General features: G+C 71.8%; 23 protein-coding genes. 10 read left to right on the top strand and 13 right to left on the bottom strand.

The window, feature by feature from the left end; genetic code table 11:
* Positions 1–39 precede the first annotated feature (39 nt).
* Together ACWDVB_RS18960 and ACWDVB_RS18965 are read left to right on the top strand one after the other, a co-directional pair.
* Entirely contained in the window at positions 40–624 is a 585-nt protein-coding gene (locus ACWDVB_RS18960) for a helix-turn-helix domain-containing protein (RefSeq protein ID WP_451513747.1), read from the top strand.
* A gap of 27 nt (positions 625–651) precedes the next feature.
* Entirely contained in the window at positions 652–1209 is a 558-nt protein-coding gene (locus tag ACWDVB_RS18965) for a YbaK/EbsC family protein (RefSeq protein ID WP_451513746.1), read from the top strand.
* Positions 1210–1232: 23 nt separating this feature from the next.
* Here the strand turns inward: ACWDVB_RS18965 and ACWDVB_RS18970 are convergent, their stop codons facing one another.
* From ACWDVB_RS18970 to ACWDVB_RS18980, 3 genes are all read right to left on the bottom strand, one after another.
* Positions 1233–2402, bottom strand: coding sequence for an acyl-CoA dehydrogenase family protein (locus ACWDVB_RS18970; RefSeq protein WP_451513745.1), 1170 nt, complete (start codon positions 2400–2402; stop codon positions 1233–1235).
* On the bottom strand, positions 2399–3595 hold the full coding sequence (locus ACWDVB_RS18975) for a CaiB/BaiF CoA transferase family protein (protein ID WP_451513744.1): 1197 nt from the start codon (positions 3593–3595) through the stop codon (positions 2399–2401). The genes ACWDVB_RS18970 and ACWDVB_RS18975 overlap by 4 nt, the downstream gene beginning before the upstream one ends.
* 372 nt (positions 3596–3967) lie before the next feature.
* On the bottom strand, positions 3968–4372 hold the full coding sequence (locus tag ACWDVB_RS18980; RefSeq protein WP_451513743.1) for a RidA family protein: 405 nt from the start codon (positions 4370–4372) through the stop codon (positions 3968–3970).
* A 224-nt stretch (positions 4373–4596) separates the two neighbouring features.
* Here ACWDVB_RS18980 and ACWDVB_RS18985 point away from each other — a divergent pair, with 224 nt between their 5' ends.
* Genes ACWDVB_RS18985 through ACWDVB_RS19000 form a run of 4 tightly spaced genes read left to right on the top strand, consistent with a single transcriptional unit; the run spans position 4597 to position 8120 of the window.
* On the top strand, positions 4597–5367 hold the full coding sequence (locus ACWDVB_RS18985; RefSeq protein ID WP_451513742.1) for a GNAT family N-acetyltransferase: 771 nt from the start codon (positions 4597–4599) through the stop codon (positions 5365–5367).
* Positions 5364–6296: a lysophospholipid acyltransferase family protein gene (locus ACWDVB_RS18990; RefSeq protein ID WP_451513741.1), complete on the top strand. Its 933-nt coding sequence runs from the start codon at positions 5364–5366 to the stop codon at positions 6294–6296. Before ACWDVB_RS18985 ends, ACWDVB_RS18990 begins: the two co-directional genes overlap by 4 nt.
* Entirely contained in the window at positions 6283–6828 is a 546-nt protein-coding gene (locus tag ACWDVB_RS18995) for a helix-turn-helix domain-containing protein (protein ID WP_451513833.1), read from the top strand. The genes ACWDVB_RS18990 and ACWDVB_RS18995 overlap by 14 nt, the downstream gene beginning before the upstream one ends.
* Positions 6825–8120: an MFS transporter gene (locus ACWDVB_RS19000; RefSeq protein ID WP_451513740.1), complete on the top strand. Its 1296-nt coding sequence runs from the start codon at positions 6825–6827 to the stop codon at positions 8118–8120. The genes ACWDVB_RS18995 and ACWDVB_RS19000 overlap by 4 nt, the downstream gene beginning before the upstream one ends.
* Before the next feature lie 67 nt (positions 8121–8187).
* On the opposite strand, the gene ACWDVB_RS19005 is transcribed toward ACWDVB_RS19000, so the two are convergent.
* Positions 8188–9240 carry a chitinase gene (locus ACWDVB_RS19005; RefSeq protein WP_451513739.1) on the bottom strand — a complete coding sequence of 351 codons (1053 nt, stop codon included), beginning with the start codon at positions 9238–9240 and terminating at the stop codon, positions 8188–8190.
* A gap of 158 nt (positions 9241–9398) precedes the next feature.
* Positions 9399–9854 (bottom strand): Lrp/AsnC family transcriptional regulator, encoded by a 456-nt coding sequence (locus ACWDVB_RS19010; RefSeq protein WP_451513738.1) that lies wholly within the window; start codon positions 9852–9854, stop codon positions 9399–9401.
* 141 nt (positions 9855–9995) lie between these two features.
* Between ACWDVB_RS19010 and ACWDVB_RS19015 the strand changes: the two genes are divergently transcribed.
* Together ACWDVB_RS19015 and ACWDVB_RS19020 are read left to right on the top strand one after the other, a co-directional pair.
* Complete coding sequence (locus tag ACWDVB_RS19015; RefSeq protein ID WP_451513737.1) at positions 9996–11033, top strand: asparaginase; 1038 nt, start codon at positions 9996–9998, stop codon at positions 11031–11033.
* 69 nt (positions 11034–11102) lie between these two features.
* Positions 11103–11285, top strand: a complete 183-nt coding sequence (locus tag ACWDVB_RS19020; RefSeq protein ID WP_451513736.1) for a hypothetical protein — start codon at positions 11103–11105, stop codon at positions 11283–11285.
* 184 nt (positions 11286–11469) lie between these two features.
* Here ACWDVB_RS19020 and ACWDVB_RS19025 read toward each other — a convergent pair whose 3' ends face one another.
* The 6 genes from ACWDVB_RS19025 to ACWDVB_RS19050 all read right to left on the bottom strand — a co-directional run bounded on the left by ACWDVB_RS19025 (position 11470) and on the right by ACWDVB_RS19050 (position 18124).
* The gene (locus tag ACWDVB_RS19025; RefSeq protein WP_451513735.1) at positions 11470–12165 is read right to left on the bottom strand and encodes an HAD family hydrolase; all 696 of its coding nucleotides are present in this window, start codon (positions 12163–12165) and stop codon (positions 11470–11472) included.
* Positions 12166–12231: 66 nt separating this feature from the next.
* Complete coding sequence (locus ACWDVB_RS19030) at positions 12232–12714, bottom strand: Lrp/AsnC family transcriptional regulator (protein ID WP_451513734.1); 483 nt, start codon at positions 12712–12714, stop codon at positions 12232–12234.
* Positions 12715–12808: 94 nt separating this feature from the next.
* Complete coding sequence (locus ACWDVB_RS19035) at positions 12809–13624, bottom strand: hypothetical protein (RefSeq protein ID WP_451513733.1); 816 nt, start codon at positions 13622–13624, stop codon at positions 12809–12811.
* A gap of 98 nt (positions 13625–13722) precedes the next feature.
* Positions 13723–15066, bottom strand: a complete 1344-nt coding sequence (locus ACWDVB_RS19040) for a ricin-type beta-trefoil lectin domain protein (RefSeq protein ID WP_451513732.1) — start codon at positions 15064–15066, stop codon at positions 13723–13725.
* A gap of 207 nt (positions 15067–15273) precedes the next feature.
* Complete coding sequence (locus tag ACWDVB_RS19045) at positions 15274–16794, bottom strand: MFS transporter (protein WP_451513731.1); 1521 nt, start codon at positions 16792–16794, stop codon at positions 15274–15276.
* Positions 16795–16948: 154 nt separating this feature from the next.
* Complete coding sequence (locus ACWDVB_RS19050) at positions 16949–18124, bottom strand: alpha-hydroxy-acid oxidizing protein (protein ID WP_451513730.1); 1176 nt, start codon at positions 18122–18124, stop codon at positions 16949–16951.
* A gap of 372 nt (positions 18125–18496) precedes the next feature.
* Between ACWDVB_RS19050 and ACWDVB_RS19055 the strand changes: the two genes are divergently transcribed.
* Entirely contained in the window at positions 18497–18913 is a 417-nt protein-coding gene (locus ACWDVB_RS19055; protein ID WP_451513729.1) for an ATP-binding protein, read from the top strand.
* A 36-nt stretch (positions 18914–18949) separates the two neighbouring features.
* Here the strand turns inward: ACWDVB_RS19055 and ACWDVB_RS19060 are convergent, their stop codons facing one another.
* A complete protein-coding gene (locus tag ACWDVB_RS19060; RefSeq protein WP_451513728.1) occupies positions 18950–19093 on the bottom strand; it encodes a hypothetical protein in 144 nt (47 codons plus the stop codon).
* 252 nt (positions 19094–19345) lie between these two features.
* Here ACWDVB_RS19060 and ACWDVB_RS19065 point away from each other — a divergent pair, with 252 nt between their 5' ends.
* Positions 19346–20299 (top strand): GNAT family N-acetyltransferase, encoded by a 954-nt coding sequence (locus ACWDVB_RS19065; RefSeq protein WP_451513727.1) that lies wholly within the window; start codon positions 19346–19348, stop codon positions 20297–20299.
* Positions 20300–20357: 58 nt separating this feature from the next.
* On the opposite strand, the gene ACWDVB_RS19070 is transcribed toward ACWDVB_RS19065, so the two are convergent.
* On the bottom strand, positions 20358–21833 hold the full coding sequence (locus tag ACWDVB_RS19070) for an FG-GAP and VCBS repeat-containing protein (protein ID WP_451611979.1): 1476 nt from the start codon (positions 21831–21833) through the stop codon (positions 20358–20360).
* Between the last annotated feature and the right edge of the window lie 35 nt (positions 21834–21868).

The following is a 21868-nucleotide window of genomic DNA, read 5'->3' on the forward strand; positions in this document are numbered from 1 at the left end:
AGTATAGTGAACTCTGTCATCCAAAATATTGGACGGAATGTGTCGGACCTCGACCAGCTGACCCAGTCGCTCGCGCGCAACCTCAAGCGCTGGCGCAACGAAAGGGGCTTCACCCTCGACGCCCTGGCGGCCCGCGCGGGCGTGAGCCGCGGCATGATCATCCAGATCGAGCAGGCCAGGACCAACCCCAGCGTGGGCATCACGGTGAAGCTCGCGGACGCGCTGGGTGTCAGCATCACCACGCTCCTGGACTACGAACAGGGCCCCCATGTCCGGCTGGTCCCGCCGGAGCAGGCGGTGCGCATGTGGTCCACGGACGCGGGCAGCAGCACCACGCTCCTGGTCGGGGCGGAGGCGCGCGGCCCCTTCGAGCTGTGGTCCTGGCACCTGGTGCCGGGCGAGGGCAGCGAGTCCGACGCGCATCCGCCGGGCACCGTCGAGCTGCTGCACGTATCGCGGGGTGAGCTGACGCTCGTCGTGGACGGTGTCGAGCACGTCGTCGCGGCGGGATCGGCCGCCACCTTCGAGGCCAATGTGCCGCACAGTTACCGCAACAGCGGCGCCGAACCGGTCGAGATGACGATGTCGGTCTCGGTGCCACCCGCCCACGCGGCCGCGTACTGACGGTCCGACGGCTGTTACCGTGCCGCCATGCGTGCTCCCCTCGGTGATTTCGACGTCGTCCGCCCCGCTCCTGAGGCCCTCGACCTGCTGGTCGCGCCCGTCGCGGAAGCCGTACGCGGCTGGAGGGGGCCCGTCCCGGCCGACGAGCTGATCCATGTCGACACCGATCCGCGGTGGGCCGACACCGCCACCTTCCTGGAGCACTACGGTCCCGAACTGCTCGCTCAGTCCGCGAACTGCGTGGTCGTCGCGGGCAAGCGCGGCGGCGGGGCGACGCTCGCCGCGTGCGTCGTGCTGTCCGGGACGCGGGTCGACGTGAACGGCGTCGTGCGCCGCCGACTCGGCGCCCGCAAGGCGTCGTTCGCGCCGATGGACACGGCCACGGGCGGGACCGGCATGGAGTACGGCGGCATCACGCCGATCGGCCTGCCCGCCGCGTGGCCGCTGCTCGTCGACGCCGCCGTCGCCGATCTGCCGCACGTACTCGTCGGCAGCGGCAGCCGCCGCGGCAAGCTGATCGTGCCGGGCAAGGTCTTCGCCGGGCTGCCGAACGCGGTGGTCATCGAGGGGCTCGGCGTCGCCTGAACACGGCTGCGGGCAAGGGGCGTTCAGGCGTCCAGGCCGCCGCGCGCGATGAGTTGACGGGCGATCACATTGCGCTGGATCTCATTGGTGCCCTCACCCACGATCATCAACGGCGCGTCACGGAAGTACCGTTCGACATCGAACTCCGTGGAGTAGCCGTTCCCACCGTGGATGCGGACCGCGTCCAGCGTGATGCGCATGGCCGCCTCCGACGCGAACAGTTTGGCCATGCCCGCCTCCATGTCGACGCGCCGGCCCGCGTCGGCCTCCCGGGCCGCGTGCAGGGTGAGCTGGCGGGCCGCGGAGAGCGACGTCGCCATGTCCGCCAGGTAGTTGCCGATGGACTGGTGCTGCCAGATCGGCACGCCGAACGACTCGCGCTCCTGGGCGTAGCGCAGCGCGTCCTCGAACGCGGCCCGTCCCACGCCGAGCGCGCGGGCCGCGACCTGTAGCCGTCCCGTCTCAAGTCCCTTCATCATCTGTCCGAACCCCTCGCCCTCGACGCCGCCGAGCAGCGCGTCGGCCGGGGCGCGGTAGCCGAAGAAGGACAGCTCGCAGCTCTCCACGCCCTTGTAGCCGAGCTTCGGCAGATCGCGCGAGACGGTCAGGCCGGGGCCGTGCTCGACGAGCAGGACGGAGATGCCGCGGTGCCGGGGTTCGGCGTCCGGGTCGGTCTTGCAGAGCAGCGCGATCAGCCCGGAGCGGCGGGAGTTGGTGATCCAGGCCTTCGCACCGTCGACGACATAGCCGCCGTCCTCGGCACGGCGCGCGACCGTACGCAGCGCCTGGAGGTCGGAGCCGCCGCCCGGCTCGGTCAGCGCCATCGTCGCGCGCACCTCACCGGTGGCCATGCGCGGCAGCCAGCGGCGCTTCTGCGCGTCGGTGCCGAAGTGCAGGAGCAGCTTCGCGACGACCGTGTGCCCGCCCATCGCGCCCGCCAGGCTCATCCAGCCGCGCGCCAGCTCCTCGGTGACCAGGACGTAGCACGGGGTGGAGACCGGGGCGCCGCCGAACTCCTCAGGCACGGCGAGGCCGAAGACGCCCAGCTCCTTCATCTCCTCGATGAGCGCCTCGGGATACGTGTCGGCGTGCTCCAACTCCCGTACGACCGGCCGGACCTCCCGGTCGACGAAGTCCCGCACGGTCGTGACGACCAGCTGTTCGTCCGGGGAGAGGCTGTCGAGGGCGCTCACCGGCAGACCCCCTCCGCGAGCAGTCGCGCGATGGCGTCGGGGTCACGCCCCAGCTCGGCGAGGATGGCCTCGGTGTGCTCGCCCGCCGCCGGCACCGGGCCCATGCGCGGCGCCACCCCGGAGAGGGTGGCGGGCGGCAGCAGCGCCTGCACGGACGAGGGCGCGCCCGGCACCTTCACGTCCTGCCAGCGCCCGCGCTCGGTCAGCACGGGGTGGTCGAGGAACTCGTGGACCGAATTGACGCCCGCGTTGGCGATATTGGCCCGGTCGAGCAGCTTCATCGCCTCCTCACCGCCGAGTTCACGGAAGCGTACGGAGATGATCGCGTCGAGGGCCTCCCGGTGCGCCACGCGGTCGGACCCGGTGGCGAACCGCGGATCGTCCACCAGCTCGGGGCGGCCGATGAACTCCCGGCACAGCGCGGCCCATTCGCGTTCGTTCTGCACGGACAGCAGCACGTCCTTGCCGTCGGACGCGGTGAACGGGCCGTACGGGGCGACCGTCGCGTGCCGGGCGCCGACGCGGGGCGGCTGCGTGCCGCCGTACCGCGTGTAGTAGGCGGGCTGGCTCATCCACTCGGCTAGCGCGTCGAAGAGGGAGACCTCCACGGCCGGGGCGCGGCCGGTCGTCGCCCGCGTGAACAGGGCCGACAGGATGCCGCTGTACGCGTACATCCCGCCCGCGATGTCGGCCACCGAGATGCCGACGCGCACCGCCTCGTCCGGGGTGCCGGTGAGCTGGAGCAGCCCTGTCTGGCACTGCACGAGCAGGTCGTACGCCTTGCGGTCCGCCCACGGGCCGTCCGTGCCGTACCCGCTGACGGTGCAGGGAATGAGGGAGGGGTGGCGGGCCTGGAGCTCCTCCGCGCCCAGGCCCATGCGGGCGGCGGCGCCCGGGGCGAGGTTCTGCACGAACACGTCCGCCCCCGCGAGCAGCTCCTCCAGGATCTCCCTGCCGCGCTCCGACTTGAGGTCGAGGGTGAGCGACTCCTTGGAGCGGTTGAGCCAGACGAAATAGCTGGCCTGGCCGTGCACGGTGGTGTCGTACCGCCGCGCGAAGTCACCGCCGCCCGGCCGCTCGACCTTGATGACGCGAGCGCCCAGATCGGCGAGCTGCCGGGTGGCGAAGGGGGCGGCGACGGCCTGCTCAAGGCTGACGACGGTGATACCGGCGAGGGGGAGGGGAGGTGGCATGGGGCGTTTGTACGGCGTTGGCCGGGGGTGGGTCAATGGGGCCCCTCGCGAGAAGCCCGGGGACGGGACGGTCACGACGAGGGCCGCCACGGCTATGGCGGCGTACGGCCGCGGGTACTGCGTACGGCCACTTATGCGGTCGTGCCACGCCCTTTAGGGTCGTACCGCTGCTCCTGCGGTCGTGTCACGCTCTTTACGGTCGTACCGCTGCTCCTGCGGTCGTGTCACGCTCTTTACGGTCGTACCGCTGCCTCTACGGTCGTGTCACGCTCTTTACGGTCGTACCGCTGCCTCTACGGTCGTGTCACGCCCTTTACGGTCGTACCGCCACCCCTACGGACGTGCCACGCCCTCTACGGCGTACCGCCCCCCTTACGGTCGTACCGCCACCGCGTCCACCTCGAACAGCATCCCCGGCAGTGCGAGAGAGGCCACGCCGCTCAGGGTCTGGGCGGGCAGGCGGTCGCCGAAGTGGGTGTGCAGCGCCTTGCCGAGGGCCGTCAGCTTGTCCATGTCGTGGTCCACGATGAAGGTGCCGAGCCGGACCACGTGCTCGTAGCCGAGGCCGACCGCCTCCAGCGCCGAGCGCAGCCGCTCCAGGGCCAGATCGACCTGGGCGGCGAAGTCCCCCGGCACGGGCGCGCCGGTGGCGTCGGAGGCGTACTGGCCGGCGATGAAGACGAGTTCGCCCGGGGCCGAGACGGCATGGCTGTACCCGAACGGTGTCGGGTCGTGGAGGGTGGCCGGGTTGGTGATCATGCGCTGATCAGTGGTCATGATTTCTCGAACGCCCAGTGGGCGCCGCCCATTCCGCGGGGCAGAGGTGAGCGATGCGGCGTGGGAGGGCCGCGTGGCGTGCCGCGTTCCCGACGTGCGCCGGACGTGCGGCCGACGCGCGTAGTTCAGGTGGTGCCGCCACCGTGCTGAACGTGCCCCCGGGCGGGCCCACCTCTCGTCCCCCTCGCGTACTCGTCCCCACCGCACCGAGAAACGGAAGTGTCATGCCCTCGACACCCTCACCCTCCGCGGCATCGCTGGTTCCGACGGCCACCGGCTCGTACGTCACCTCCATCGCGGACACCACCGAACAGATCAGGGCCGCCCAGCGGCTGCGCCACCGCGTCTTCGGCGAAGAGATGGGCGCGACGCTCGACACACCCCTGGCCGGCCACGACATCGACGCCTACGACGATCTCGCCGACCACCTCATCGTCAGCGACACCTCGACCGGCGACGTCGTCGGCACATACCGGCTGCTGCCCCCCGGGCGGACCGCACGGTCCTACTCCGACGGGGAGTTCGACCTGCGCGCCCTCGGCGCCCTGCGGTCCTCCACCGTCGAGGCGGGCCGCTCCTGCGTCCACCCCGACCACCGTTCCGGGGCCGTCATCAACCTCATGTGGTCCGCGCTCGCCCGCTACGTCCTGCTCTCCGGCCACCGCCACCTGGCGGGCTGCGCCTCCGTGCCGCTGGCCGACGGCGGCCGGGCCGCGTCCAGCGCCTGGCTGCTCGGCACCGCCAAACACGCCGCGCCGCCCGAGCTGCGTGTGCACCCCCGGCGTCCCTGGACCCCCACGGGCCCGGCCCCGGAACGCCCCGCCTACGCCGATCTGCCACCCCTGCTCCGCGGCTACCTCCGCCTCGGCGCCTGGATGTGCGGAGCCCCCGCGCACGATCCGGAGTTCGACGTCGCGGACTTCTTCGTACTCCTCGACACGGAGCGGCTCAGCGCGCGGCACCGCCGCTACTTCCTGGGCGAGGACGCGCGGTGAGCCCCTGGACGCTCGACCCCGGCTGCCCCGCGAGCTGCGCCGCCGACCCCGTGGCGCGCGTGCCGCTCGGCGAACTCGCGCGCAGGTACGCCGCGTTGACGTACACGCTGACCCGGGCCGCCGCGCGAGGCGACCGGCTCGCCGACCCCCGCGCCCTGCGCACCGAGGCGCGTGCGGTGCTCGGCGCGCTCGGAGTGCGGTGGGAGGCGGGGCGCGAGGGGCGGCTGAGCGTGGCGGACGGCGCGGGCACGGGGACCCTCGTCGTGGCCAACCACATCTCCTGGCTCGACGTCGTCGCCCTGCTCGCCGTCGAGCCGGTGCGTGTCCTCGCCAAGCGGGAGGTCGGCGGGTGGCCGGTCATCGGCACGCTGGCCCGGCGCGCGGGGACGCGGTTCATCGACAGAGGCGGCAGCCCGCGACAACTACCGCGTGTGGTGGCCGAGTTGGCGAGCGACCTGCGTGGCGGCACTTCGGTGCTCGTCTTTCCCCAGGCGACGACCTGGTGCTCCCCGGCGGCCGGGCGCTTTCGGCGGGCCGCCTTCCAGGCCGCGGCCGACGCGGGCGCGCCCGTGCGCCCCGTGACGATCACCTACCGGCAGGGCGGCGCCCCCAGCACGACGGCCGCCTTCCTCGGCGACGACGACTTCACCGCCTCGCTGCGCCGCGTGGCCGCCGCCCGGAACCTGACCGCGCGGATCACGGCACACGGCCCGCTGCGGGGCACGGACCGGCGCGTACTGGCGGCCGCGGCTCAGCATGCCGTGAGCCGCTTGAGTTGTCCCCGAATGTCGGGCTCGACGCCGTCACTCGCGGAGACTGCCCCGGTGGCGATCGCATCCAGCATGGTGTGCGAATCCCGGAAGGCCGTACGGAACCCCCTTGCGCAATGGTCAAGAAACGTTGACCATTGCGCACATGCCTGCCGATGATCTTCATCTTCCCGAGACCTTTCACGTCACCACTGACGACCAGCTGCGCGCCGTCTCCAATCTCACCCGTCACCGGATCATGGCCGTGCTCCGCTTCGAGCCGGCGACGATTACGCAGGTCGCCGAGCAGATGGGCATCGCGAAGGGGAGTTCCAGCTACCACATGCGGCTGCTCGAGCGGGCCGGCCTGGTGAAGGTGGTGCGGACGCGGAAGGTGCGGGGGGTCACCGAGCGGTACTACGCGATGGCCGCGCGGGCGATCGTGCTGCCGGACGCGGGGGCGGGGCAGCCGGATGTGCTGATGCGGCATGCGGTGGCGGACCTGGAGGCGGCGCCGGCGGATGGTGAGCGGCACGTGCGGATGGCGCATCTGCGGCTCACAGAGGAGCAGTTCGCGGAGTTGGGGGCGCGGTTGCAGGCACTGGCGGACGAGTACCGGGATCTGTCCGATCCGTCGCTGCCGGACGTGTCGCTCGCCTTCGCGCTGTTCCGACCGGCGCCTCGCGAGCAGGCCGAGGGAGACGTCAAGTGACCCAGCCCGTAAGCAAGTTCCCGACCGGGTTCGGGCGGCTGTGGACCGCGCAGACGGTGTCCTCGCTCGGTGACGGGGTGACGCATGCCGCGCTGCCGCTGCTCGCGTTGACCTTGACGAGGGATCCGATGGCGCTCGCCGTCGTCACGGCCGCCGGGACACTGCCGTGGCTGCTCTTCGGTGTGCTCGGCGGTGCGCTGGTGGACCGCTGGGACCGTCGGCACACGATGTGGGTCGCGGACGCGGCGCGTGCGGTGCTGCTCGCGATACCGGCGGCGGCAGCCGCGCTCGACGTGCTGAGCATTCCGCTGCTCGCCGCCGTTGCGTTCCTGCTCGGCCTCGGCGGACTCTTCTTCGACACGGCCGCCACGGCCTATCTGCCGGATCTGCTCGGCCGCGACTCCGCACTCCTGGAGCGCGCCAACTCCCGCCTGCGCGGCGCGCAGACCGCCGCGTCCGGCTTCGCGGGGCCACCCGCGGGCAGCGCGCTGCTCGCACTCGGGCGGGCGGTTCCGCTGCTCGCCGACGCGGTGTCGTTCGCGCTCTCCGCACTGCTCGTACGGTCGCTGCCCGCCGTGCCCCGGCCCGTCCCGGAGGCCCGCCAGTCGCTGCTTCGACAGGCGCGGGCCGGAGCCTCGTACGTCTTCCGGGATCGGTTGCTGCTCGGACTCGCGCTCCGTCCAGCGGTCGGGAACGTCGCGTTCCTCGCCGTGGAGACGGTACTGGCCCTCTTCGCGCACGACCGTCTCGGCATCGACACCTTCGGCTACGGCCTGCTGCTCACGGCGGAGGCCACCGGCGGCCTGCTCGGCGCGGCCATCGCCTCCTTCCTCGGCCGACGACTCGGCACCGGCACCGCGCTGACCTGCACGGCCGCGGTCGAGGGGCTTGCCATCCTGGGGCTTGCCGCCGCCCCGAACCCGTACGTGGCCGGGATCGCGCTCGCCGTGTGTGGGGCGGGCATGGGCGCCACGATGGTGCTCGGGCCCTCTCTGCGGCAGGCGATCGTCCCGGCGCACCTGATGGGCCGGGTTGCCTCCACCTCCCGCATGCTCGCCATGTGCGCCGCCCCGTTCGGCGCCTTCCTCGGCGGCTGGCTGGCCACCACGTACGACGTACGCACCCCGCTCTACGCCGCCGCCGGCCTCCTCCTCACCATGACCGCCCTCACAGCGACCATGACCAACAACCGCCGGGTCGAGGCGGCACTACGCAGGGCTGCCTCGACCGGCGGTCCGGGTCACCGGGAATCCGCGGATCTTGTTCGGGAGGACGCGCCCGAAGTGTTGTGACGCTTGGCAGCCAACCACGAAAGGTGTCCAGCTCGGCCTGGCCGCCGCCCATCCAGCACGACCCATGCTAAGTAAGCCGCTTGAAGTTGTCCCCGAACGTCCACCCCTTCGACCCGTCCCAGTTGAGGGACCACGTCATCAGGCCCTTCAGGGCGCCGTTGTAATGGTTCCATGCCTGGGTCACCAGGCTCGGGGTCATGTAGCCGCCGCCCGCGCCCGGTTGGGCGGGCAGGCCCGGGACCTGTTTGTCGTAGGGGACCCTGATGGTGGTGCCCTGGATGACCAGGCCCTTGTCGAGGCAGTCGGTCTGCTTGGTGAAGCCCTGGACGGTGCCCGCCGCGTAGGAGTCGCCGGAGCAGCCGTACATGCTGCCGTTGTAGTACTGCATGTTGAGCCACCACAGGCGGCCGTTGTCCGCGTACTTCCTGATGACGGGCAGGTACGCGCCCCAGATCGAGCCGTACGCGACGCTGCCCCCGGTGACGTAGGCCGTCTCGGGCGCCATGGTCAGGCCGAAGTTCGCGGGCATCCGGGCGAGCACGCCGTCGATGATGCGGACGAGGTTGGACTGCGAGGGCGAGAGCTGGTTGATGTTGCCGCTGCCCACGAGGCCGGTCTCGATGTCGATGTCGATGCCGTCGAAGTTGTACTTCTTCAGGATCGGCACGATCGTCTCGACGAAGCGGTCGGCGACCTTGCTGGAGCTCAGGTCGATGCCGGCCGTCGCGCCGCCGATGGACATCAGGATCGTGGCGCCGTCCGCCTTCGCCCGGCACATCTCGGCGGGGGTGGCGACCTTCACCGTCGAGTCCATCCCGTCCTCCCACAGGACGGTGCCGTCGGAGCGGATCACGGGGAAGGCGGCGTTGATCACGTTGTAGCCGTGTTCGCGGATGCGGGAGTCGGTGATCGGGGTCCAGCCGAACGGCGGGTGTACGCCGTTGGCGGCGCCGTCCCAGTTCTCCCAGTAGCCCTGGAGTACCTTCCCGGCGGGTTTCGACTTGACCGCGCAGGTGTCGGCCGCGGGAGCGGAGGGGGCCGCCGTCGCGGCGGTCGACAGTTGTGCGACACAGGCCAGTGCCAGGGCGGTCCCCAGCAGGCGTAACGTCCGACCGATCACGCTGTGCTCCTTGGGTGCGAGGGGGGAGAGGAGAGGAGACGTGCGTGGTGCGAAGCGTCACGTTAGGAAGGACTGGACCAGGCGTCAATAGGTCTGTACCAAAGGGTGGTTGGGGTGTCGCGGCCGAGGCGGCGGGTGTGTCGCCTGCGTGGAGCGGGTCAGTCGTCCACCGGCAGGCCCTCGGACTCCTTGATCCGCTTCATGATGATCTGCGAGTTGACCTCCGTGACACCCGCCAGCGCCGTGAGCCGTTCGATCCACAGACGCTCGTACGCGGCGAGGTCCGCGACGGCGATGCGCAGCAGGCAGCCGGGGCTCCCGAACAGGCGGTACGCCTCGATGACGTCCGGAATGTCGTGCAGCGCCGCCTCGAACGCCTCGACCGTCGCGCGGTCCCGCCGCACCTCGATGGAGACCAGCACCTCGAAGCCCCGGCCGACCGCCTCCGGGTCGACGACCGCGCGGTACCCCTGGATCACGCCGTCCAGCTCCAGCTGACGCACCCGCCGCATGCACGGGGACGCGCTGAGGCCGACCCGCTGGGCCAGCTCCTGATTGGTCAGCCGACCGTCGTTCTGAAGTTCGCGCAAGATGTTGCGGTCGATCTCGTCCATGTCGCAATTATTCACTACGGATGTTGCCGGGACGCTTGTTTCAGGCAAGCACATTGCGCGCTGTTCGATCTATCGTTGCGTCGAGGCTGCCCGCCATCCGGGGGGCTGTTGGTCCTCGGGGTTCCTGGGAGGTACGCAGACGTGGAAGCACAGGCGCGACGGATCGTCGTCATCAGCACCGGCGGGACGATCGCCAGCCGCTGGCAGGGGACCGGCTTCGCCGCCGACGCCCCCGGCCGCGAGGTGCTCGCCTCGGCCGCGATACCCGCCGGCATCACCTCCGAGGTCATCGACCTCTTCAACGTGAACAGTCCGCGTCTGACCTCCGCCCAGCAGATCTCCCTGCTGCGCACCGTGCACGAGGTGCTCGCCGACCCCGGCGTCGACGGCATCGTCGTCACCCACGGCACGGACACCCTGGAAGAGTCCGCCTTCCTGCTCGACCTGTACCACCGCGACCCGCGCCCGGTCGTCTTCACCGGCGCCCAGAAGCCGCTCGGCGCCGAGGACGGCGACGGACCCGGCAATCTGTACGACGCGCTGCTCACCGCCGCGACCGTGCGCGACCTCGGCGTCCTGGTCGTCTTCGACGGCAAGGTGCACGCGGCGCGCGGCACCGTGAAGACGCAGACCCTCGCCGCCGACGCCTTCGCCGACCCCTCCGGGCCGCGCGTCGGCAAAGTCGGCTTCGGCAAGGTCTCGGTACTGCACCGCCCGGAGCGCCCCGAGCCGCTGCCGCTGCCCGCGGCCACCGGCTCGCTGCCCCGCATCGACATGGTCATGCACCACGTCGACGCCGATCCGCTGCTCCTGGAGGCGGCGATCGCGGCGGGCGCGCGGGGGATCGTGCTCGTCGCCACCGGAGCGGGCAACGCGACCCCCGAATTCGTCACCGCAGTCACCGACGCCGTCGACCGTGGCGTTCTCGTCGCGCTCACCACCCGCGTCCAGGCCGGTCCCGTCACCGAGATCTACACCCACGGTGGAGCCGTCGACCTCGCGGCCGCCGGAGCCGTCCTCACCGGCACGCTGCGCGCGGGCCAGGCGCGCACCGCGCTCCTCGCCGCGCTGCTCACCACGGGCGACCCGGCCGCGCGCACGGCGGAACTCCGCCGTCTTCTCGGCGAGGGCGAGGGCGAGGGCGAAGGTACTGGCGTGGCCGAACCGGTCGCCGCCTAGGTCGCCGCCTAGGTCGCGTCCGCAAAGTTCCGTCGTCCGCCCGGAGGGCGGGCCCCGCGGCGAGCGTGCGTGCCAGACGTCGCGGGGCAGGCGGGACTGGACTGCGCGGACACGGCCCGGCCCCGCCCCAGCCTCGCCTCTCCCCGCACGGCCGCCGGAAGAGAACAGACCACCATGCCTGCCGCGCCCACCAGCGCCACGTGCCGCGGACAGGACCTGCTCGGTGACCGCGACGTTCCCGCCGACGCCTAGTGGGGCAGCCACTCCGTGTGCGCCACGGAGCCGTGTGTTCCGTGACGTCCTCTGACGCTCGGCCAGGAGTTCTCCGCGTACGCCGTGATGCTGGAGAAGGGGTTGTTGCCGCCGGAGCGGCCTGAGTCTTCTGTGTCCTGCCCGTGCGGGCCGTGTGGGGCTGGGCGCGCAGTTCCCCGCGCCCCTATCGGGGCGACTTCGCGGACGCCAGTATGTCCAGCGCCGCCCGTGCCGTGAACTCCGCCTGGCCGCCCCGGAAGAGCAGCTCGGCCTCGGCGAACGCCGGGGCATCCGCGTGGGCGGCCACGTACGGGATCGCTACGCACCGCATGCCCGCCGCCCGCGCCGCCGTCGCGCCCGGCGCCGCGTCCTCGAAGACCACGCAGTCGGCGGGGTCCGCGCCGAGCAGCGCGGCCGCGGCGAGGAACACGTCCGGCGCCGGCTTGCCGCGCGGGACCTCCTCCGCGGAGACGAACGTGGTCAGCTGGGCGTCCAGACCCGTACCGGCGAGGATCGCCTCGATGGCCGCGCGGGAGGACCCCGACGCGACGGCCATGGGTACGCCCGCCTCGTGCAGCAGTTCCACGAGCTTGCGCATCTCCGGGTAGACGCGCGTCCCGGCGCGCGCCAGCTCCAGATAGCGGCGGTCGAGGTCGGCGAGCAGCTCGGCCACCGACGCGTCGATCCCGTACTCCCGCCGCCACCGCGCGAGCGTCTCGTGGGAGCTGATGCCCACGTACTGCTCGTTGTCGGCCCAGGTGTACTCCCGGCCGGTGAACTCGGCGAGCAGCGCCCGCGACGCTTCGTAATAGGTGGGCTCGCTGTCCACAAGTGTGCCGTCGAGATCGAAGATGACCGAGGTGGTACCGAAGCTGCTCATGCCGTCAAGGATGCCAAAGCCGCAGGTCGCGGCCGCGGGGTGGTGGGCGTAGTGGGCGTGGTGGGCTCAGCGCTGACCCGCTGCCGTCCTGCCGACCGACTCGACCAGCGGAAGCAGCCGGTGCGGCACCCGCTCCCGCAGGGCCATCTCCGTCCGCGTGCGCACCACGCCCGGCAGCTTGATCAACTGCTGGATGACGTCTTCCAGATGGCCGTTGTCCCGCGCCGCGACGCGGGTCAGCAGATCGCCGCCGCCCGTGATCGAGTATGCCTCGATGATCTCCGGCACGGCCGCGAGCGCGTCGCCCACCTCGTCCAGATGCCCCTGCGTGACCTCGATGTGGACGAAGGCAAGCACCGGGTGTCCCAGCGCCGCGGGGGAGAGGAACGGGCCCGTGCCGGTGATCACGCCGTCCCGCTCCAGGCGGTCGAGCCTGGCCTGCAGCGTGCCGCGCGCGATGCCGAGTACGCGCGCGTACTCGCGCAGGCTGGTGCGGGGCTGTTCGAGGAGCAGCCGCAGGATGCGGGTGTCGAGTTCGTCGACGGCCATGGTCGGGGGTTCTCCCAGGTGAGGAGCGAGGTTGATCGCTGGTGACTGTAGTCGCTGGGGCCCGCGCGGCCGTGGCCCGCAAGGCCGCGGCCTGCTACGGCTGAGCCTGGGCCGCGATGAACTGGTCCCACGTGGCGACCGACGCGGCCGGCGGCGCGGAGATCTTCGGAACGGTGCCGAAGTCCGAGTACTCCTCGTTGATCTCGTCGCGGCCCTTCTTGCCCTCGCCGGTCTCCCGCGCCTTGAGGACCAGGTCGTCCTTGCCGACCCACATGTCGATGACGACCGACTCCATGCCCTGCTTCTTCGCCATCTTGACGTAGAGGTCGCGGAGGTCCGCGGGCAGGGCCGGACCGTCGTACTTCGCCAGTTCGTCCAGGACGACCTTGCCGCGGTAGTGGTCGGCCGGGTGGTCGCCGACCTTCTCCTCGGCGACCCACTCGGTGGACTCCGTCGCGGCGAGGGCACCCGTGAACTCGGCGACGTACCCGGCGCCGCGCGGAGTGCCACCGCCCCCGCCGAGATCCATGCTGTACCAGCTCTTGCCCGGCACCTTGTCCGTCTTCACGTACGTCGAGCCGCCCGTGGAGAGCATGTGGCTGATGCCGTCCGGGTTGACCGCGGACTTCGAGACCTGCGCCTTGATGACCGTGGCGGCGGGCTTCTTCTGGTACAGCATCTCGGAGCGGTCGGTGCCGCCCTGTCCGGTCTGGACCGTCTTGTACGAGGACTGCGCCGCGGTCTTCTTCGCCGCGGCCGTCAGGACGGCGCGGGCGTCCTTCCGCTCATCTTTCCGCTCGTCCGTCCGCTCGTTCCGCGATGCCTTGCCCTTGTCGCGGTCCGCGCCGTCGCCCTCGCCGCCGCAGCCCGCCAACACCATCGTGAGCGCCGCCCCCACGGCCGCCGTCACGATGCCCCTCCCCTTGACCTGCACAGTTCTTGTTCCTCGCCGGTTGTGCCGAATTTTCTGTGATCTTAACCGGCCGCTGCCCAGGCGCCGCGCGGGAGCTACTTCGGCGTGATCCAGATCTGGCGTTTCTTCGCGTTCGCCGAGTACAGCTGGACCTTGGTGCCGTCGGCGGTGCTGCCGCCCTTGACGTCCAGGACCTTGCCGGACGCGACGTGCACGATCCGGCCCCTGGCACTCACCGACCAGCGCTGGGACGCCCCGCCGTCGCAGTCGCGCAGGCCGATCTTGTTGCCGTCGGCGCTCGCGTCGCGGTGGTTGTCCAGGCACTTGCCGAGCGCGCGGAACGTACCGTCCCGCTGCGCGATCCACGACTGCGCGACGCCGCCGTTGCAGGCGTAGAGCTGGATCCGCGTGCCGTTGGCGGGCCTTCCGCCCTTGACGTCGAGGCACTTGCGGCCGATGCCGGTCACCTTGCCCTGCGGGGGCAGCGCGGCACCGCCTCCGCGCGCCAGGTGGCGCAGGCCCTGCATGTCGTACTGCTGTACGTAGGTGCCCGCGCGCTTGTCCTGGTAGGCGTGGGTCGGCGTGCACATCACGGGGAACTGGCCGGAGTCGGTGCCCTTGACGCAGTCGCCGCGTGCCGCGCTGCGGTTGGCGTGCGCGAGGCCCATCGTGTGCCCCAGTTCGTGGCTGATGTGGTTGCGCAGATACGTCTCGCCCATGGCGGGGGCGGGCTTGCCGGCCGCGGTGAAGAACTCGTCGTCGATGTACGCGTGCCCGCTGGTCACCGTGCCGGCGACGGAGGAGGCGTAGAAGCCGCAGCTCAGGTCCTTGCTGCCGGAGCCGTCGCGGACCACCTGCCACCCGGCGCTGCCGCCGTCGGCGGGCGGTACGCACGGGCGCCGCAGCAGGCCGATGACGACCTCGCCCCTCGGCCTGACGTATTCCCAGCCCACCGGCCGCGTGTCGACGGTGACCGGCAGGTTCGTGACGCGCCGCAGCTCCGCGGCCGACCTCTTCACGTAGGGGGCCAGCCAGTCGGCGGCCTTCTTGTCGTAGAACTTGATGGTGTAGCCGGTGGCGAGCAGCTTGGCCGCGCCGCCCGACTGCCAGCCCTCGCCGTGCGGGGCGGCGGCCGCGGCGCGCCGGGGCGGGCTCGCTGAGGGGGCTGAGGGGACTGAGGGGACTGAGGGGACTGAGGGGGTCGAGGAGGCCGAGGGCGGCGGGTTCAGGGTCATGACGCCGTCCTTGAAGTGCGTTCCGTCGGTCCCGGAGGAGCCGAAGTCCTCCCTCTCCGCCTGGCTCGCCGCCGCGTGCGCGTTCGACGTGGCCGGGCGGGGAGCTGTCGGTTCCTTGGCGTCGGTGGCGGTGCCGAACGCGCTGGGGGACAGCTGTGGACCCGCCACGACGGCCGCCGCGGCGCCGACGGCGGCCACGGCCATGTGGCGTTTGGGTGCGACACGCTTACGACGCTTACGACGCTGACGATTACGACGCTTACGTATCGAACTCAAGTCCCCGTGGTCCTCTCGCGGCTCCCGGACTCCCGGACTCCCGTACTCCCGTACTCCCGGCTCCCGGGTTCGAACAGATGATAGGCGGGAAGTACGGGGCGGCTGGTGCCAGTTGGTCCGCGGCTCCGCGCGGACTCAGTGCGCGTCCTCCGTCGGGCGCAGGCCCTTCGGGATCTTCGTCCAGGTGAGCGCCGCGGCGGCAAGCGGCAGCGCGGCGGCCATCAGGAACGTCGGCGTCATCCCGGAGGTGAACGCGTCGGCGGCCCCCGACAGCAGGGCGGCGCCGGCCGGTCCGGTCAGCTCGGAGGCCACCCGCGCGGCCTCGCCGATCGAGTCGCTCGCGGCCGAGGCGGCGTCGCCCGCGAGGCCCATGTCGGGCAGGTTCACGCGGTACAGCGCCGTGGCGACACTGCCGAGGATGGCCACGCCCATCGCGGCGCCGAGTTCGTAGCACGTCTCCTCGACGGCCGCCGCACCGCTGACGTCCTTCGCCGGGGTCGCGGCCATCAGCGTCACGGACGCGGCGGTCGTCGCGATGCCGACGCCGCAGCCGAGCACGCCCAGCGCCACGGCGATCTGTCCGTAGCCGAGCGGCCCCGTCAGCTGGAGCAGCCAGGGCAGGGCGAGGCCCGCCGTCATCAGCAGCAGACCGCCGCCCATGACGTGCCGGATCGGCAGCCGGTGCATCAGCACCGGCGTCACCAGCGAGGTGAGGACCAGGCCGAGCGGCGCGGGCAGCAGCCGGACGCCCGCCTCCAGGGGGGTGTAGCCCTGCCCGTACTGGAACCACTGGGTGATCAGGAACAGGGCCGAGCCCAGCGCGATCATGCCGAGGAAGATCGAGGCCGCCGCGATGGCGAACGGCCGCGAGGCGAAGAGGCGCACCTGGAGCAGCGGGTGCTCCAGACGCAGCTGGCGGCGCACGAAGACGGTGAGCGTCACCGCGGCCATGACGAGCAGCGCCCAGGCCATGGGGTCGGCGGGGCCGCCCTTGCCGAGCTGCTTGATGCCGCCCGCCAGGGCGAGCATGCCGAGGACCGACTGGCCCACGCCCCACCAGTCCCAGCGGCCCTGGCGGGGCTGGTGGGACTCGGGCAGGATCCACAGGCCGAGCGCGATGATCACCAGCGCGACGGGGATGTTGATCAGGAACGCGGAGTGCCAGCCGTCGTGCTCCACGAGCAGACCGCCGATGACCGGGCCGAGCGCCATGCCGCCGCCGAAGACGGCGGACCACACCGCGTAGGCGAGGGCGCGCTCGCGGGCGTCGGTGAAGACGTGGCGCAGGATCGACAGGGTGGCGGGCATGATCGCCGCGCCACCGGCGCCGAGCAGCGCGCGGGCGGCGATGACCTGCCAGGCGGCGGTCGCGAAGACGGCGAGCAGCGAGGCGAGGGCGAAGACGCCGAAGCCGATGAGCAGCAGCCGCTTGCGGCCCCACCGGTCGCCGAGCGCGCCCGCCGTGACCAGAAGTCCGGAGAGCACGAGGGCGTACACGTCGATGATCCACAGCTGCTGCACGGAGCTGGGCCGCAGATCGGCGACGAGGGACGGGAAGGCGACGTTCAGGATCGTGGTGTCCATGGCGATCAGCAGCAGGCTGCCGGAGAGGATCGCGAGGACGGCCCAGCGTCGTGGATCACGCTGCGGGGTCATGATGGAACACTCCAAGTTCGAATGAGACATTAATGTCTCACATGGAACGTTCGAGTGTCCAATGATCGCGGCGCGGTATCCGCTGAAGCTCCCGCCGAAGCCCTCGCTGGAGCTCCCGCCGAAGCCCCCGCTGAAGCTCCCGCCGAAGCGCCCGCTAAAGCACCCGCTGAAGCGCCTCCGGAGTGAGGTCCGCGAGGGTCGGGTAGCCGTCCACGGCCATCAGCAGATCCACCTCGGCGAGCAGTGAGCGCAGGACGTGCGTGACGCCGTCGGCCCCGCCGATGCCCAGGCCGTAGGCGTACGGGCGGCCGACGCCGACGGCGGTGGCGCCGAGCGCGATCGCCTTGACGATGTCCGCGCCGCCGCGCACCCCCGAGTCGAACAGGACGGGCAGTCCGTCGGCGGCCTCGACGACCGCGGGGAGCACGTCGAGCGCGGGCAGTCCGCCGTTGGCTTGGCGGCCGCCGTGGTTGGAGCAGTAGATGCCGTCCACCCCGCCGTCCCTGGCGCGCCGGACGTCCTCGGGGTGGCAGAGGCCCTTCACGATCAGCGGCAGCGAGGTCAGGGAACGCAGCCACGGCAGGTCGTCCCAGGTGAGCGGGTTGCCGAAGACCCGCACCCAGGTCAGGACAGCGGACTGCGGATCCTGCTCCGGGTCGGCGGGCAGCAGTGCGCGGAAGACCGGATCGCTGGTGTAGTTGGCCAGGCAGTGGCCGCGCAGCTGGGGGAAGTTGGAGGTGCTCAGATCACGCGGGCGCCATCCGCTGAGCCAGGTGTCCATCGTGACGACGATCCCCTTGAACCCGGACTTCTCCGCGCGGCGCACCAGGCTCTCGGCGAGCGCACGGTCGGTCGGCGTGTACAGCTGGAAGAAGCCCGGGGTCTCCCCGAACTCCGCGGCGACCGACTCCATCGGGTCGGCGGAGAGTGTCGAGGCGATCATCGGCACCCCGGTCCGCGCCGCCGCCCGCGCGGTCGCGAGGTCGCCGTGCCCGTCCTGCGTACAGATGCCCAGGACCCCGATGGGCGCCATGAACAGGGGAGAAGGCAGCGTCATGCCGAACAGGTCGACGGACAGGTCGCGCCGAGCGGCGCCGACGAACATCCGCGGTATCAGCCCCCAGCGTTCGAACGCGGTGACGTTGACGTTCTGCGTCCGCTCGTCACCGGCGCCGCCCGCGATGTACGAGACGACGGAGGGCGGCAGCGCGGAGTGCGCGCGGGCCTCCAGCTCGGCGTACGTCATGGGGTACTTGGGGACGATGCCGCGCAGACCGTCGAGGTAGATCTCGTCCTGGTAGTCCTTGTAGGAGCGGGGCGGCTGATTCATGGGCGGCCTTTCCGGGGCGGGTCGTACGGAGGGCATCGTTCACGAGATGTCGACACTTACCAGATGTCGGACGCTCACCAGGTGCCGACGAGGAATCCGGAAGTCGACGTCCACGGCGACGACCGGCGGTCCACCCCAATGGCCGCGGTCCACGCCAACGACCGGGGGCACATGGCAACGGCAAGGCTCCTCAGGGCGACTGGCGAGAGGCATCCTCCCGTTGCGGTAGGGCGCACTGGACGTGCGGATTGGCGATCAGTCGACGGGGGCATCACGGTGAGGCAGGACCGGTCGCGCAAGACACGCCGCGGCCCCGGTGGCGACAGTGGTCGCGGGTGTGCCGGTTGTCCCAGGGAGGGGAAGTGAGTTGCCATGCGTGCGCACCAGCGCGCCCATCGGCCCACGGCGAGGGTGGAGTACGCACTGCCGCAGGAGGCCGCTTCGGCGGGGCGGGCACGGAGGCTGACCTGCGCGTTCCTCGTCAGACCACACCGCCGCAAGAACGAGGTGACCGCCGAGCGCGTCGACGATGCCGCACTGGTCGTCTCCGAGCTGGTCTCCAACGCCGTCCAGCACGCGCACGGCGGCTGCCGCCTGCGTGTGGAGGTCTCCGGTGACCGGGTCACCGTCGAGGTCTCCGACGCGAGCCCCGTCCGCCCACGGGTACGCAAACCGAGCACCGTCCGGGAGAGCGGCCGCGGCCTGGCGCTGGTACGCCAACTGACCCACCGCCTGGAGGTCGTCTCCGTCCGCCGCGGCGGAAAGACGGTGCGGGCGGTGCTGGCCTGACGGGTCGGCGACGCAGGAGGGACCAGCACCCGTGGCTCAGCGGAGCAGCCCCTGACCACGCAGGGCCGCCCGTACGGTGTGGGCGCCGCGCGCCACCGCGAGCGGCGTGGCGCGCGCGGCGACCGCCACGAGGAGCTGCCCCACGTCCGGGACGAGGAGCAGCACCTGCTCCAGATCCACCCCGCCCCCGTGACCTGCCTGGGCAGTACGTACACAGCCAGGACCGCGACGTGCGGCGGGCCCGCGGCCGTGACGAGAGCACCAGCCCGGCCGTGACACCGGTGACGGTACCGGGAGAGCGTCCAGCGCGGCGGTGGCCGGACCCGCCACCCCCGGACCCGCCACCCCCGGGGTCCGGGGCCCCGGGGTCCGAGGCCGGGGCCCGGGAAAAGTCCGTTGCGGGGGAGGGGTGCGGCGGCGGACAGTGGGTCCATGACCACGTCTCTCACCCCGCCGCCCGGCCTGACCGTGCGGGCGGCGACACTCGGTGACGCGGCCGCTGTGTGCGCGCTGCTCAATGAGGTCGACCTGCTGGAGGTCGGCCGCGCGGACACCGAACTCGCCGAGGTACTGGCGGACTTGAAGCACCCCGAGGTGGATCTGGAGCGTGACTCCTGGCTGCTGTTCGAGGGGGAGCGGCTCGTCGGATACGCCCTGCTGTGGGGCGAGTCGGGTGGCGAACGGATCGACGTCGATCATTACGTCCTGCCGGGCCGGTCGCAGGGCGCCCTGCACCTCTTCGACCTGATGGAGGCCCGCGCCGCACAGCGCTCCGCGGCCAACGGAGCGGCGCGCGCGGTGCTGCACCTGCACCTCAACATCGCGCCCACCATGGACTTGCAGGCGCTGCGCGGGCGAGGCTGGCGCCCCGTACGCCGCTACAACGTGATGGCCCGTCAACTCGAAGGCGAGTCGGACACGTTGCCTGAGCCGGTGGACGGCGTGACGTTGCGCGACTGCTCGACGGAAGAGGACCGGCGGCGCGCCCACCGGCTGCTCCAGGAGTGCTTCACCGAGCACTTCGACCACCAGCCCCGCACCTACGCGCAATGGCTGGACGACATCGACGCCGAGCGCGCCGACTGGTCACTGATCTGGATCGCGCACGTCGAGGGCGTCGGCGACGCGGCTGTGCTGCGTACCCACAACGACCGCCCGTCGATGGCCTGGGTCGGCAACCTCGGCGTCCTGGCCGAGGCCCGCGGCCGCGGCCTCGGCAGCCACCTTCTGCGCCACGCCTTCGGGCACTACGCGGCGCTGGGCCGCGACCGCATAGGCCTCGGCGTCGACACGGACAACAGCAGCGGTGCCCTCGCCCTGTACGAGCGGCACGGCATGGCCCTGGACCACGCGGTCGACACGTGGGAGCTGGTCCGCCCGGTCTGAGACCCACGGGGGTGGTCTCAGGCCGGGCCAGGGCCGTCAACGGGGCCCCGAACGGGTCCTAGCGCAGAGCGCTGCCGAAGAGTGCCGCGGTGTTCGGGGCCGTGACGTCCTTGGGGCCGAAGGCGACGGACTCCGTGGCCGTCAGGCCCGTGGACGTGCCGCGCAGCGACCAGACCGCCCCGGCCTGCGCGTTCTCCGTGATGGAGGAAGCGGCGAGGTCGCGGTGGCCGTCGCCGGTGACGTCGAGCAGCGTGCCTTCCGCCCCGAAGCTGTCGTCCTTCTCGGCGACGCCGGGAACACCCGCCGTGTTCTGGTGGAAGACCTGCGCCCCGGCACCGGTCACGCCGTCGGCGCTGCCGCGCACCAGGACGACCGCGCCCGCGTCGGCGACGGTGCCCACGTCCTCACCCGTGACGCCCACGGCGACATCGGCGTATCCGTCGCCCGTCACATCGCCGACGGCCACCGAGCCGCCGAACTGGTCCCCGCTCTCCTCGGCGCCGGGAACGCCCGGCAGGTCCTGGTCAAATACCTGAGTGTCCTCCTTGAGGCCGCTCGCCGAGCCGTAGGCGATCCTGACCCTCGACTTGTAGTCGTCGTCGCCGAGCACCAGGTCGTCGTAATGGTCGCCGTTGATGTCACCGGTACCCATGTTGCCGCCCGAGCCCGGCGCCTCGCCGTTCTTGAAACCGGTGGGTGAGCCGTACAGGACGCCGTTGCTCGACTCGCCGTCGCCGCGGTAGCGGACCATGGCGATGTCGGTGCGGCCGTCGTCGTTGAAGTCGCCGACGGCCTGCGGCGAGGCCGGTCCCGACAGGCTCCTGGGGCCGTCGACGCAGTCCCGGTCGGCGCAGGTGGGGTCCGGGCGACGGCTGCCGTAGTCCCACCACTCCGACTCGTCCATGAAGTCGAGGGTCCTGGCGGGCGTGCCGCTGCGCTGGAGGGGGCCCTTCCACAGGCGGGCCTGCTGGCCGACCGGGTCGTCGCCGTAGTACTCCACTCCGGCGAACAGGGCGAGGTCGGTCGTGCCGTCGCCGTCGAAGTCCCCCGCCTGCGGGGACCGGCCGAAGGTGGCGATCTTGGTGCCGCCGGTCAGGCCGGAGGCGGAACCCCACAGGATCACCGAGCCCTCCGACGCGCTCCTGCCGCCCACACCGATGACCAGGTCCGCGAAACCGTCGCGGTCCAGGTCGCCCTTGGTGAACGTCGCACCGAACTCCTGCTTCGCCGTGGCCGCGCCGGGCACACCGCTCGTGGAGCGGCTGATGACCTTCTTGCGGGCGGGGTCCAGGCCGTCCTTCGACCCGTACGTCACCACCACGTACCCGGCCTTGGCCCGGCCGGAGACCGTACCGCCAGGGGCGCCGACGACCAGGTCGCCGTAGCCGTCGCCGTCGAAGTCGTCCGTGGCCTTCGCCGCGGCGCCGGCGCGGCCCGTCTCGGCGGCCGGGGTGGCGGCCCGGGCGCTGCCCTGCCCGAGCGCGAGGGCCGAGAGGCCACCGCCCACGAGCAGGGACGCGGCGATCAGGGGCATGGTGAGACGGACGGTGCGACTGGCGCGCGGCATAC

It is taken from the genome of Streptomyces sp. NPDC003379, from assembly GCF_053589195.1.